The sequence below is a fragment of the Cellulomonas sp. genome (assembly GCF_035634735.1).
Classification (GTDB): Bacteria; Actinomycetota; Actinomycetes; order Actinomycetales; family Cellulomonadaceae; genus Cellulomonas.
In genome coordinates this window covers 1-12,942 of sequence record NZ_DASQCJ010000205.1, presented here as the reverse complement: position 1 = coordinate 12,942, position 12,942 = coordinate 1, and the positions used below count along the sequence as shown (strand labels likewise).

The 12,942-nt window shown below is 78.5% G+C and carries 10 protein-coding genes; 9 read left to right on the top strand and 1 reads right to left on the bottom strand.

Features of this window, described 5'->3' with window-relative positions:
- Positions 1-56 precede the first annotated feature (56 nt).
- The 5 genes from VER05_RS16790 (at position 57) to VER05_RS16770 (ending at position 5,122) form a co-directional block, all read left to right on the top strand.
- Positions 57-914: a glycosyltransferase gene (locus VER05_RS16790; RefSeq protein WP_324846460.1), complete on the top strand. Its 858-nt coding sequence runs from the start codon at positions 57-59 to the stop codon at positions 912-914.
- On the top strand, positions 911-2,068 hold the full coding sequence (locus VER05_RS16785) for a glycosyltransferase family protein (protein ID WP_324846459.1): 1,158 nt from the start codon (positions 911-913) through the stop codon (positions 2,066-2,068). Before VER05_RS16790 ends, VER05_RS16785 begins: the two co-directional genes overlap by 4 nt.
- A gap of 1 nt (position 2,069) precedes the next feature.
- On the top strand, positions 2,070-2,588 hold the full coding sequence (locus VER05_RS16780; protein WP_324846458.1) for an acyltransferase: 519 nt from the start codon (positions 2,070-2,072) through the stop codon (positions 2,586-2,588).
- A gap of 95 nt (positions 2,589-2,683) precedes the next feature.
- The gene (locus VER05_RS16775; protein ID WP_324846457.1) at positions 2,684-3,766 is read left to right on the top strand and encodes a glycosyltransferase family A protein; all 1,083 of its coding nucleotides are present in this window, start codon (positions 2,684-2,686) and stop codon (positions 3,764-3,766) included.
- A gap of 156 nt (positions 3,767-3,922) precedes the next feature.
- Complete coding sequence (locus VER05_RS16770) at positions 3,923-5,122, top strand: glycosyltransferase family 2 protein (RefSeq protein WP_324846456.1); 1,200 nt, start codon at positions 3,923-3,925, stop codon at positions 5,120-5,122.
- 437 nt (positions 5,123-5,559) lie between these two features.
- On the opposite strand, the gene VER05_RS16765 is transcribed toward VER05_RS16770, so the two are convergent.
- Positions 5,560-7,356, bottom strand: coding sequence for an acyltransferase (locus VER05_RS16765; RefSeq protein ID WP_324846455.1), 1,797 nt, complete (start codon positions 7,354-7,356; stop codon positions 5,560-5,562).
- A 236-nt stretch (positions 7,357-7,592) separates the two neighbouring features.
- On the opposite strand from VER05_RS16765, the gene mfd reads away from it, so the two are divergent.
- From mfd to VER05_RS16745, 4 genes are all read left to right on the top strand, one after another.
- On the top strand, positions 7,593-11,240 hold the full coding sequence (gene mfd, locus VER05_RS16760) for a transcription-repair coupling factor (protein ID WP_324846454.1): 3,648 nt from the start codon (positions 7,593-7,595) through the stop codon (positions 11,238-11,240).
- A gap of 110 nt (positions 11,241-11,350) precedes the next feature.
- On the top strand, positions 11,351-11,902 hold the full coding sequence (locus VER05_RS16755; protein ID WP_324846453.1) for a hypothetical protein: 552 nt from the start codon (positions 11,351-11,353) through the stop codon (positions 11,900-11,902).
- Positions 11,899-12,648 carry a MazG family protein gene (locus VER05_RS16750; protein WP_324846452.1) on the top strand — a complete coding sequence of 250 codons (750 nt, stop codon included), beginning with the start codon at positions 11,899-11,901 and terminating at the stop codon, positions 12,646-12,648. The genes VER05_RS16755 and VER05_RS16750 overlap by 4 nt, the downstream gene beginning before the upstream one ends.
- Positions 12,649-12,818: 170 nt before the next feature.
- Positions 12,819-12,942: hypothetical protein (locus VER05_RS16745; protein ID WP_324846511.1), on the top strand; the 124-nt coding region annotated here is incomplete at its 3' end.

The window sequence follows — 12,942 nt, the reverse complement described above, 5'->3', positions numbered from 1 at the left end:
CAATTCACCCTTCGGGCGGTGCCCCCGGCGGGGGACGCCGACCTACGCTCGGGGCCATGACCCCCCCGAGCACGGTGAGTGCCGTCGTGTACTCCCGCAACGAGGCCGACCAGCTGCGCGACTGCCTCCCGCTGCTGGCCGGCTTCGACGAGGTGCTCGTGTGCGACATGGGCTCGACCGACGACACCCGGGCGGTCGCCGCCGCCCACGGCGCGCGCGTCGTGCCGGTCCCGGACGCCCCCGTCGTGGAGGAGGTCCGGCAGCGCGGGCTGGACGCCGCGACCAGCGACTGGGTGCTGTTCGTCGACGCCGACGAGCACCTGCCCGCCGGGTTCCGGGACGCGCTGCAGCCCGTGCTGGACCGGCCCGACGTCGCCGGCGTGCGGCTGCGGTACGACAACGTCGCCTACGGCCGGATGCTCGAGCACTCGCTGCAGGGCAGCGCGAAGTACGCCCTGCTCCGCCGCGGCCGCGCGCACTACGCCGAGCCCGCGCTCGCGCACGTGCCGCCGGTGCTCGACGGGCCCGGGATCGACGCGCCGGGCTCCGTGCCCGCCATCGCGCACCTGAACTTCCGCTCGGTCGGGCAGACCACCGAGAAGGTGCTCCGGTACGCCGCCAACAACCCGGGCCGGTTCACCCGGCTGGACGACCCCGTCCGGCTGGTCCGCGAGCTGCTGCGGTCCACCGTGTTCAGCGGGGCGTGGCGGGACGGGCGCGCGGGCTTCGCGGTCGCGGCCCTGCACACGTTCGGGCACCTGTACGGCTCGCTGCTCGAGGCCGAGCGCGCCGGCACCCTGACCCAGGACGTCCCGGCGCGGGACGCCCGGCTGCTCGGCGCCGTCGAGGGCGTGCAGCGGGCCGGGGTCGCCGCGCGCGACCGGGTGCGGCGCGCGGGCCGGGGGCGCCGGTGACCGCCCGCCCTGCGGCGGCTCCGCGGTTCGTCCACGTCACCCGCCTCCCGCCCAGCCCCAGCGGCGTCGCCGCGTACGCCGCCGCCTTCCGCCCGGTGCTCGACGCGCTCGGCCCGACGGACACCGAGGTGCTGCCGCCCGCGCCCGAGGCGTCGCAGTCCGCGGTCCTCGCCGTCCGGCTGGCGCGCCGGCTGGCCCGGCGCGACCCGGGCGCCGTGCTCGTCGTCGAGCAGGCCGGCCGCGGGCTCGCCGAGTTCTGGGCCGCGTGGTGGGCCGCGCGCCGCGGGCGCCGCGTCTGGCTGATGGTGCACGACGTGCCCGAGCTGTCGGGCGGCGCGTTCTTCACCACGCTGCTCGACCGCCGGGGCGGCCGCCGGGTCGCGGCGGCGCTGTCCGGCACCCTCGGGCGGCGCGCCGAGCGCGACCTGCTGCGCCGCGCCGAGCGGGTGCTCTGCCTGTCGCCGTCCGGCGCGGCGGCGCTCGCGGCCGCGCACCGGCTGGACCGGCCCGTCGAGGCCGTGCCGCACGTCGGCGCGGCGACCGGCGACCCCGTCGACGGGCGCACCGAGGTGCTGCTGCCCGGGTACGTGGCGGCCGCCGAGGACGTGCTGCCCCTCGTGCGCGCCGCCGCCGACCTGCCGGACGGCTGGACGCTGGCGGTCGGGGCGTGCGGCGACGAGACCGCGCGCGAGATCCGTGCCGCGGCGGAGGCCGCCGGGACCGCGGACCGGGTGCGCCTGCTCGGGTTCCTGCCCGAGGCCGGCGTCCGCGCGGCGTTCGCCCGGGCGGCCGTGGTCGTGCGCTGGCGGCGCGGCGGCTGGGGCGGGGGCGGGGCGCATGCCGTCAGCGGGCCGCTGGTGGCCGCCCTCGGCCACGGCTGCGCCGTGGTCACGAACGACTCGCGCGGCGCCGGGCACCTGTTCGACGAGGCCCGGGTGGTCGTCGTCGGGGACGGCGACGCCGGCGGGCGGGCGCTGCTCGACGCCGTGCGCGCGCTCGCGGCCGACCCCGCCGACCGGCGGGCGCGCGGCGAGGCCGGCCGGGCCCTCGTCCGGCGGGAGCACACCGTGGCGGCGCTCGCGGCGCGGCTGCGCGGCGGGGCGGACGCCCCCGAGCACGAGCACGCGGGCGCGGCCCGCGGGGAGGACGGCTGACGTGGGGCGACGGGGCGAGCTCGTCTTCAACCGGGCGCTGACGCACGTGCCCAGCAACGAGCTGCGGATCCGCACGCTCCGGCGGCTGGGCGCGGACCTCGGCGAGCACGTGTACCTGTTCGGCGGCTCGGAGGTGCTCGAGCCGGGCAACCTGCGGATCGCCGGCCGCTGCCACGTCGGGCGGTTCTGCCAGATCGACGCGCGCGGCGGCATCGACATCGGCTACGACGTGGTCATCGCGAGCCACGTCCTGCTGGTCACCGCCGACCACGACCTGCGCGACCCCGGGTTCGCCGGCCGGCTCGGGCCGATCACCATCGGGGACCGGGCATGGCTCGCCAGCCGGTCGACGGTCGTGCGCGGCGTGTCGATCGGCGAGGGGGCCGTCGTGGCCGCCGGCGCCGTCGTCACCCAGGACGTCGACCCGTGGACGATCGTCGGGGGCGTGCCCGCCCGGCCGATCGGGGAGCGGCCGCGGGACCAGCACTACCGGATCGACTACGGGCCCGAGCGCTACTGACGCCGCCGCGCGGCCCGGGCGGGCTCGCGCAGCCCCGCGCCCTGTGATCTGCTACGGGTGAATCGTCCCGGTTCGTGGGCCAGGCAGGGGGAGCCGTGACCGCAGCACGCCCGCACTCCGACGCGCCGCCCGGCCCCGACGCCCACGGTGACGGCGGGCCCGGGCTCGACGTGTCGGTGGTGATCGCCGCCCGCGACGCCGCGGCGACGCTGCCCGCGCAGCTCGACGCCCTGGCCGCCCAGGACCCGGCGTGCACCTGGGAGGTGCTGGTCGCCGACAACGGCTCGACCGACGGCACCCGCGACGTCGTGCTCGACGCCGCCCGCCGGACGGGGCGCGTGCGCCTGGTCGACGCGTCCGCGACCCGGGGCGCCGGCGCCGCCCGGAACGCCGCCGCCCGGGTCGCGCGCGGCCGGGCGCTGCTGTTCTGCGACGCGGACGACGTCGTCGCGCCCGGCTGGGTCGACGCGCTGCATGCGGGGCTGCGCGGGTCCGACGTGGTCGCCGGGCGCCTGGAGTGGGAGCGGCTGAACAGCCGCGCGGCCCAGGGGTCCCGGGCGCTGCCGCAGGTCGACGGCCTGCAGCACACCGACCCGCTGCCCGGGCTCGGCTGCGCGAGCTCCAGCAACCTCGCGGTGAGCCGGGCGCTGTTCGACCGGCTCGGCGGCTTCGACGTGCGGGCCCGCTACCTGCAGGACACCGACCTGTGCTGGCGGGCGCAGCTCGCCGGCGGGGCGCTGGCGTTCGAGCCCGCCGCCGTGGTGCACATGCGGCTGCGCGCCGGGCTCGTCGGTGCGTGGCGGCAGGGGCGCGGCAGCGGGATGGGGCAGCGCTGGCTCGCCGCGCGGTACGCCGAGGTGGCGGCGCGGGCGGCGGAGGACGGCGGCGGTGCCGGTGGGCCGGGCGGGGCGGGGGAGCCGGGCGGCGCGGGGGAGCTCGGCGGGGCCGGTGGGCCGGGCGACGGCGCCGCGGCGCGGCGCGGCTGGCCGGCGCGGATCGCGCGGCGGGCGTGGCTCGTGGCGGGCGAGGCGGCCCGGGTGCGGTCGCGGGGCGACGCCGCGCGGCTGACCTGGAGCACCGGCTTCGGCGTCGGCTACGCCCGCGGCGGCCTCCCGGAGCCCGAGCCGCTGCGCGCGGGGGAGCTCGCGGGGGCCGGCTGCGGGCGCGGGCCGGCCTGATCCGCGCGAGCACCCGCACGGGTGACCCCCGTGCGGCGACCGGGCGACGCGCGGCCCGCGCACCCGGGTGACCGACTCGACGCGGTCCTGTCCGGTTTGCGAGGGTATGTCGACATTCTCGGCCGCACCCGACGCCGAGCGAGCCGGAGGTGACGCGTGATCGACGCCCGGGCCCGCGCGGACGTGTCCGTCGTGGTGGTCGCGCGGGGCGACGAGCACGGCCTCGCGCGCACCCTGCGCAGCCTTCTGGAGTCGCTCGACCACGCGGCCGGGCGCCGGGACCACCGGACCTCGTGGCTGCGCGGCGAGCGGCTGCACGGCGAGCTGCTCCTCGTCGCCCGCGACCTGGGCCGGCTGCCCGCGCTGCCCGCCGACCCGCGGCTGCGCGTCGTCGCCGCCCCCGGGGTGACCGGCGGGCGGGCGCGGAACCTCGGCGTCGCCGCGGCGCGCGGCCGGTACCTGCTGTTCACCGACGCCCAGGTCCGGGTGCCCGCCGACTGGGTGCTGGCGCTCACGGCCCCGCTGCGCGCCGGCCGCGCCGACCTCGCCGGCGGCGCCGTCCGGCTCACGGCGAACCTCGAGCGGCCCTGGCTGACCCCGGACCTCGCCGCCGCCTACCTCGACCTCGTCCCGGACCCGCCCGAGGTGGGCCGCGCGTTCAGCGGCGTCAGCATGGCCGCCACCCGCGCCGTGCTGGAGGCGGTCGGCTTCGACGAGGCGCTGGGGACCGCGCGCTGCCCCGACGGGCTCGACGTCGTGTTCCGGCGCGACGTGGTCGGCGCCGGCTTCCGCGAGCGCGCCGTGGCCGGCGCCGCCGTCGAGCGCGACCTCGGCCCCCGGGCGCTCGTGCGGCGCGCGCTGATCGAGCGGGCCCGCGGGCACGGGCGCGCCGCCGCCTACGTCGACCGCCGGCTGCGCGACGTCCGCCCCGCCGCGTCCCTGGCGCTCCTGCGGCTCGCGGGCCGGTGGCTCGGGCTGCTGGCGCTCGGGCACGGCCGGGGGCACGCGCGGGCGCGGCTCCGGGCGCACGCCGCCGTCGCGTACCACCGGGAGACCCTGCGGCTGCTGCGGGCGCCCGTGCGTGAGCGTCCCGCGTCGGCGGCCGGCGACGCCCCGGGCGGTGGCGGCGCGCCGCGCTCCGCCGTGCCCGTGGCCCTGCTCCCGCGCGACTCGGTGCCGCCGACCGCGCTGCCCGCCGCCGAGCCGGCGCCCGACGAGGCGGCCGCCGCGGCCGTGGTCGACGAGGGCGAGCGCGGCGCCGTGCACCAGTTCTGGGACCGCGGCCGGTCGCGCGGCGCCGAGGCCCGCGCGGGTCGCCCGGCGGCGACCCCGCTGCACGGCACCACCGCCTCCTGACCCCGGGCCGCGGCGCGCGCCCGCTCCCGCGCCGAGTGCCTACCGAACGCGTCGAGCGCCTACCCGCCGGATAGGCGCTCGACTCGTTCGGTAGGCACTCGCGGGGGCGCGCCGGCCGCGGCGCAGCGGTGGCGCGCCGGGGCGCGGGGCCGTGCGGCCGCGTCAGCGCGCGGTGCCGCGCGCGGTTGCGCGCGCCGAGTGTGCACGAGAAGCGTCGAGTGAGTACTCGCCGGATGCTCGCTCGGCGCGTTCTCTACCCCCTCGAGGCCGGGCCGGGCGCCGGCGCGCACGGGCGCGTGGCGGTGGGCCCGGTGTGCAGGCGGGCCGGACCAGGCAGGCCCGGCGAGGGACCCGCTCGGCGGCGGGCGACGGGACGCTCGCGGCGGTGGCACCGGGCTCGGGTGACCGGGTGGCCCGGGCGCGGCGGGTGCGGCGGGTCAGGCGCGGGGGCGCCGGGCCGGGCCCGTGGGCGGACGCCAGGGGGCCGCGACCGGGCGGGGGTCGCCGTCCGCCACCCGGGAGGCCGCCGGGGGCTCCGGCGCCGCCCAGGAGGCCGCGGGGGCGGGCGCCCCGGGGGTGCCGCGGGGCGCCCACGCGTCGTCCGGGCGGGCGGAGCCGGCGGCCGGCTCGGGCGCGGGCCGGCCCGCTGCCGCGACGGCCGCCGCGGCCACCAGGGCGGCGGTGCCCACGGCGCCCGCCGCCGCGGTGCCCTCCGCCGGGGCACCGGCCGACGCGGGCGAGCGCCCGGAGCCGATCGCGGCGTGCGCGGGCGCGGCCCCGAGCGCGCGGGGCACGTCCGCCAGGGCGAGCCCGTGCGCCGTCGCGACGTACGCGGGGGTGGTGGCCGCGGCGTGCGCCGCCGCGGGTGCGCCCGCGCGCGCCGCGTCCGCGCCCGGAGCCGCCGCGCCCGGAACCGCCGCGCCCCGACCCGCCGCGCCCTGACCCGCCGCGCCCGGGCCCGCCGCCCCGGGCGCGCCGGCGCGCTCCAGGGCCGGGCCCGCCGCGACGCGCACCGCGCCGACCCCCGCGAGGGCGACCGCGGCGGCGCCCGGCACCACGCCCGCCGTCGCGACCCCCGCCGGCACCCCCGCCGGCACCGCCGCCGCAGCGGCCGGCGTCAGCGGGAACGACCACGCCACGTCCCGCGGCCGGCTGTGCCGCGCCCGGCGACCGCCGGGGGCGTGCGGCGGCGGGGCCGCCCCGAGCCGCGGCGCCGGCGCCGGCAGCGTCGCGAGGACGCGGGCGCGCGCCGGGAGCTCGACGCCGCGCCACAGCAGGAACGCCAGCCCGGCCGAGACCAGCAGCACCGCCGCGATCGCCGCGGGCCCGCGGACGGGCGTCGCCACGACCACCTTGATGACCAGCTCGTGCAGCAGGTAGAAGGAGAACGACAGCGCCCCGCCGAGCCTGACCGCCGGGTGCAGCGCCCAGCGGTTCCGCCCGTCGATGTCGCCCCACGCGCACCCGGCGGCGAGCGGCGCGAAGACCACGGCCAGCACCGCGGTGAGCACCGTCGGGTGCACGTCGACCGCGGCGGCGCCGAGCACGCACGCGGCGAGCACGGCCAGCAGCGCCCACGCCGGGACCCGCGGCCGCCAGCCCTCCCGCACCGCCAGGGCGGTGACCATGCCGAGCAGGAACTCCGGCAGCCGGGCGGGCGGCAGGTGGAACAGCAGCGGGATCAGCGACGGCCACGCCAGCGCGACCGCCACCGGAGCGGCCAGCGCGGCCCCGGCGACCAGGAGCCGGGTGCGCGGCCGCACCCGGCGGAGCGCCCAGAGCAGCGCGGGGAAGGCGGCGTAGAACGCGATCTCGCAGGACAGCGACCACGCGACGCCGTTCACCGCGAACACCACCTGGCCGTCCGGGGACCACGCCTGCAGCAGCAGCATCCCGGACAGCAGCGTGACCGGGTCGACCGTCGCGCCCACCACCAGCACCGTCACCGCCAGGCCGAGGGCGAACGCCGTCAGGTGGTTCGGCAGGATCCGGGCGAGCCGGCGGGTGTAGAACGCCCCGAGCGTCGTCCCCGGCTGCGCGGTCCAGGTGAGCACGAAGCCGGACAGCACGAAGAACAGCCCGACGCCGGTGTAGAACGCGCTGGACCCCCGGATGACCTGCAGGTTCCAGGAGTTGACGTGGTACAGCATCACCAGCAGCGCGCCGGCGGCCCGCAGGCCGTTGAGGCTCCACAGGACGGGCAGGCGGTCGCCGCCGTGCGCGGTACCCGTCACTTCGCCCTCCCGGGGTGGCAGTCGTCGGCCGGGGCTGGTCGCGGCTGCGCGGGAGCCCCGCGTCAGGCCTAGAGGTGCAAATTAGGACAAAAGCGTGCAGAACGTGTCAAGAGGGGTACCGCCGTCAGGGTGAGAGTGTCGGTGGTCGCTCGTAGAGTGGTCGCGCACCCCGGATCTGATGGATCCGGGGTTCTCGTGCTGACCGCGCCCCGCCGCCGGCACCCCGGAAGGAACCCATGAACGTCGCCGGACTGCTGCCCGTCCTCCTCACCGACCCCGCCGTCGCGCGCGCCGTCTCCCTCGTCCCGTCCCGCGGGGAGGTCGACGTCGTCGGGCCCGCCGGCATCCGCCCGCCGCTGCTGGCCGCCCTCGCGGGCGCCCGCGCCGAGGCGACCGCCGGCAAGCGCCCCGGCCGCCCCCTCGTCGTCGTGACCGCCACCGGCCGCGACGCCGACGAGGCCGCCGCCGCCCTGCGCTGCTACCTGCCGGACGACGACGTGGCGGTCCTCCCGTCCTGGGAGACGCTGCCGCACGAGCGCCTGTCGCCCCGCAGCGACACCGTCGCGCGCCGGCTCGCCGTGTTCCGCCGCCTGGCGCACCCCGACCCGGAGCCCGGCCACACCGGCCCGATCCGGGTCCTCGTCATGCCCGTGCGCGCGCTGCTGCAGCCGGTCGTCGCCGGGCTGGGGGAGCTGGAGCCGGTCTCGCTGGACGTCGGCCGGCGCGCCGATCTGTCCGAGGTCGCCGAGCGCCTCGTCGCCGCGGCGTACAGCCGGGTCGACATGGTCGAGCGCCGCGGCGAGTTCGCCGTGCGCGGCGGCATCCTCGACGTGTTCCCGCCGACCGAGGACCACCCGCTGCGCATCGAGTTCTGGGGCGAGGACGTCGAGGAGATCCGCTGGTTCTCCGTCGCCGACCAGCGCAGCCTGGAGGTCGCGAACCACGGCCTGTGGGCGCCGCCGTGCCGGGAGATCCTGCTGACCGACGAGGTGCGCGAGCGCGCCGCCTCCCTGGTCGAGCGGCTGCCCGGCGCGGTCGACATGCTCGACAAGCTCGCGCAGGGCATCGCGGTCGAGGGCATGGAGTCCCTGGCCCCGGCCCTGGTCGGGGACATGGTCCCGGTGCTCGACCTGGTGCCCGACGACGCGCTGCTCGTGCTCGCCGACCCCGAGCGGGTCCGCCGCCGCGCGCACGACCTCGTGGCGACCACCGAGGAGTTCCTGCAGGCCGCGTGGACCTCCGCCGCCGCGGGCGCCGCGACCCCGCTCGACCTGTCCGCCGCCTCGTTCGCGTCGTTCGCCGAGGTGCGGGCGCTCGCGGCCGTCCGCGGCCTCGGCTGGTGGACGCTCAGCCCGTTCACGCTCGACGCCGAGGCCGTCGACGCCGCGGACGGCAGCACGGCCCCCGACGACGTCCGCAGCACCGACGACGGCGTCGAGACCGTCGTGGTCGCCGCACGCGACGTCGAGCGGTACCGCGGCGAGGTCGACCGCGCCGTCGCCGACGTGCGCCGCCTGCAGCAGGACGGCTGGCGGCTGCTGCTCGCCACCGAGGGCCACGGCCCCGCGCAGCGCATGGCCGAGCAGCTCCGCGCCGCCGACGTGCCCGCGCGCCTGGTCCCGGCGCTCGAGGGCGACCTCGAGGGCGGCGTCGTCCTCGTCATGCCCGCGCAGGTCGGCCCGGGCTTCGTCTCCGAGGACCTGCGGCTCGCGGTGTTCTCCGAGTCCGACCTCACCGGCCGCCCCGGCTCGTCCACCCGCGACATGCGCAAGATGCCGAGCCGGCGGCGCAACGTCGTCGACCCGCTGCAGCTCCGCCCGGGCGACTTCGTCGTGCACGAGCAGCACGGCGTCGGCCGGTTCGTCGAGCTGGTGTCCCGCACCATCGGCACCGGCGCGGCCGCGGCGACCCGCGAGTACATGGTCGTCGAGTACGCGTCGTCGAAGCGGGGGCAGCCGGGCGACCGGCTGTTCGTGCCGACCGACCAGCTCGACCAGGTGACCAAGTACGTCGGCGGCGAGGCGCCCAGCCTCAACAAGATGGGCGGCTCCGACTGGGCCAAGACCAAGGGCCGCGCCCGCAAGGCGGTCAAGGAGATCGCCGGCGAGCTCATCCGGCTCTACAGCGCCCGCATGGCCACCTCCGGCCACGCGTTCGGCCCGGACACCCCGTGGCAGCGGGAGCTCGAGGACGCGTTCGCGTACGTCGAGACGCCCGACCAGCTCGCGACGATCGACGAGGTCAAGCAGGACATGGAGAAGCCGATCCCGATGGACCGGCTGATCTGCGGCGACGTCGGCTACGGCAAGACCGAGATCGCGGTGCGCGCGGCGTTCAAGGCGGTGCAGGACGGCAAGCAGGTGGCGGTCCTGGTGCCGACGACCCTGCTCGTGCAGCAGCACCTCGACACGTTCACCGAGCGGTACGCCGGCTTCCCGGTCACCGTCAAGGCGCTGTCGCGGTTCCAGACGAAGGCCGAGTCCGAGGCGGTCGTCGACGGGCTGCGCGACGGCAGCATCGACGTCGTCATCGGCACGCACCGGCTCATCACCGGCGAGGTCCGGTTCAAGGACCTGGGCCTCGTCATCATCGACGAGGAGCAGCGGTTCGGCGTCGAGCACAAGGAGACGCTCAAGGCGCTGCGCACCAACGTCGACGTGCTGGCGATGTCCGCGACCCCGATCCCGCGCACGCTCGAGATGGCGGTCACCGGCATCCGCGAGATGTCGACCCTCGCTACCCCGCCGGAGGAGCGGCACCCGGTGCTGACGTTCGTCGGCGCCTGGGAGGAGAAGCAGATCTCCGCCGCCATCCGCCGCGAGCTGCTGCGCGAGGGCCAGGTGTTCTACGTGCACAACAAGGTCGAGTCGATCGAGCGCACCGCCGCCCGGCTCAACGAGCTGGTGCCGGAGGCCCGGATCGCGGTCGCGCACGGCAAGATGAACGAGCACCAGCTGGAGCAGGTGATCGTCGACTTCTGGGAGAAGCGGTTCGACGTCCTGGTCTGCACGACCATCGTCGAGACCGGCCTGGACATCTCCAACGCCAACACGCTGATCCTGGAGCGCGCCGACCGGCTGGGCCTGTCCCAGCTGCACCAGCTCCGCGGGCGCGTGGGGCGCGGGCGGGAGCGCGCGTACGCGTACTTCCTGTACCCGCCGGAGAAGCCGCTCACCGAGACCGCGCACGACCGGCTCCAGACGATCGCCGCCAACACCGACCTCGGCGCCGGCATGGCCGTCGCGATGAAGGACCTGGAGATCCGCGGCGCGGGCAACATGCTCGGCGGCGAGCAGTCCGGGCACATCGAGGGCGTCGGGTTCGACCTGTACATCCGGATGGTCGGCGAGGCCGTCGCGTCCTACCGCGGCGACCAGCCCGAGGAGCTGCCCGACGTCACGGTCGAGCTGCCGGTCGACGCGCACATCCCGCACGACTACATCGCGCACGAGCGGCTGCGCCTGGAGGCGTACCGCAAGCTCGCGGCGGCGGGGGACGAGACGGCGCTGGCGGAGATCTCCGCGGAGCTCGTCGACCGCTACGGCCCGATCCCGGAGCCGGTGACCAACCTGTTCGCCGTCGCCCGGTTCCGGCTGCACGCGCGCACGGCCGGGCTCACCGACGTCACCGCGCAGGGCAAGTTCGTGCGGTTCGCGCCGGTCGACCTGCCGGAGTCCGCCCAGCTGCGGCTCAAGCGGCTGTACCCGGGCTCGGTGCTCAAGCCCGCGCTGCGCACCGTGCTCGTGCCGTTCCCGACGACGGCCCGGATCGGCGGCAAGCCGCTGCACGGCGAGGCCGTGATGACGTGGGCGCGGCAGCTGATCGACGCGGTGGTCCTCGGCGACGTGTCCGCGGCGGCGGGGGTGGGCACCGCGGCGCGCTGAGCCCGGTGCCGCGGTACGCGACCGCGGCACGTCCCGCACCTGCCGCCCCGACCCGGCCCCTACGATGGGCCGGGTCGGGCGACGGAGAGCGACGAGAGGCCAGGTGTGCGGTGACGCGGAAGACGGTCCGGCGGACGGTGTCCGCCGTCGGGGTGCTGGCGGTGGCGGGCGCGCTCGCGGCGTGCGGCGGCGGGCGGCCCGGTGCGGCCGCGGTGGTCGACGGCCGGTCGATCCCGACCTCCGAGGTCGAGACCGCCACCCAGGAGCTCGGCCCGGTGCTGCAGGGCGTCTCGGCCTCCGCGATCCTCGGCGTGCTCATCCAGGAGCCGACCGTCGCCGCGGCGGCCTCGGACGCCGGCGTCGCGGTCTCCGACGAGCAGGCCGCCGACGCGCTCGACCAGCAGGTGGAGGCCGCGGGCGGCGACGCCCAGGAGTTCTCCCCGGCCTCGGTCCGCGTCATGCGCTACCTGCTGGAGATCCAGGGCCTGCAGGGGGCGAGCGACGCGGACACGCTGCTCGCCTCGCTGCAGGAGGACCTCGGGTCCCTCGACTTCACGGTGAACCCCCGGTTCGGCAGCGCGGACGAGCTCGGCACCGTCGGCACGACGACGTACCCGTGGCTCGTGTCCGCCGACGGGGCCACCGCGACCCCGGCCCCGTGACCGCCGCCGACGGCGCGACCGCGGCCGACCCGGCCGCGGTCGACCCGGCCGCGGTCGACCCGGCCACGGTCGCCGACCCGCTGCGCCGCCTCGTCGCCGTCATGGACCGGCTGCGCTCCCCGGGCGGCTGCCCGTGGGACGCCGAGCAGACCCACGCCTCGCTGGTCCCGTACGTGCTCGAGGAGGCGTACGAGGTCGCGGAGGCCGTCGAGGGCGGGGACCGCGCGCACCTGCGCGAGGAGCTCGGCGACCTGCTGCTCCAGGTGGTGTTCCACGCCCGGATCGCCCAGGAGGACGCGGCCGAGCCGTTCGACGTCGACGACGTGGCGGCCGACCTGGTCGCCAAGCTCGTCCGGCGGCACCCGCACGTGTTCGCCGACGCGCAGGTCGCGGACGCCGACGGCGTGAACCGGCAGTGGGACGCGATCAAGCGGGACGAGAAGCAGCGGGAGTCCGTGCTCGACGGCGTGCCGCTGGCGATGGGCGCGCTCGCGCGGGCGCAGAAGGTGGCGTCGCGGGCGGAGCGGTCCGGGCTCGCCGCCGTGGCGCCGGCACCCGCCGTCCCGCCCGCCGGCCCGCCGGACCCGGGCGCGCCCGCCCCCGGCCCGGCCGCGCCCGGCGACCTCGGGGCCCGGCTGCTCGCGCTCGTGCAGGAGGCCCGGGCGGCCGGCCTGGACGCCGAGGGCGAGCTCCGCCGGGCGACGGCCGCGTGGGAGCGGGACCTGCGCGCGGCCGAGCGGGGCTGACCCCCGCCCCGCACCGCCCGGCCGGCGCCGCCCGCGCCGCGCCGGGCCCAAGGTCCGGGACGCCGGCGACCCCCGGGCAGCAGGATGGGCGAGGCTGCGGTGCACCCGCGGCCCGGTGCCCCACGCCCGGCGAGGGCGGGCGCACCGCGACACCGGACGAGGAGGGGTCGATGCGGATCGGCGTCCCGAAGGAGGCCCGGCCGGGCGAGCGGCTCGTGGCCGCCACGCCCGCCACCGTGGGCCGGCTGGCGAAGCTGGGCTACGAGGTGGTCGTCGAGCACGGCGCGGGCGAGG

Coding starts and splice junctions, on each gene's coding strand:
- VER05_RS16790 (WP_324846460.1), top strand. CDS start 57: ATGACCCCCCCGAGCACGGTGAGTGCCGTCGTGTACTCCCGCAACGAG.
- mfd (WP_324846454.1), top strand. CDS start 7,593: ATGAACGTCGCCGGACTGCTGCCCGTCCTCCTCACCGACCCCGCCGTC.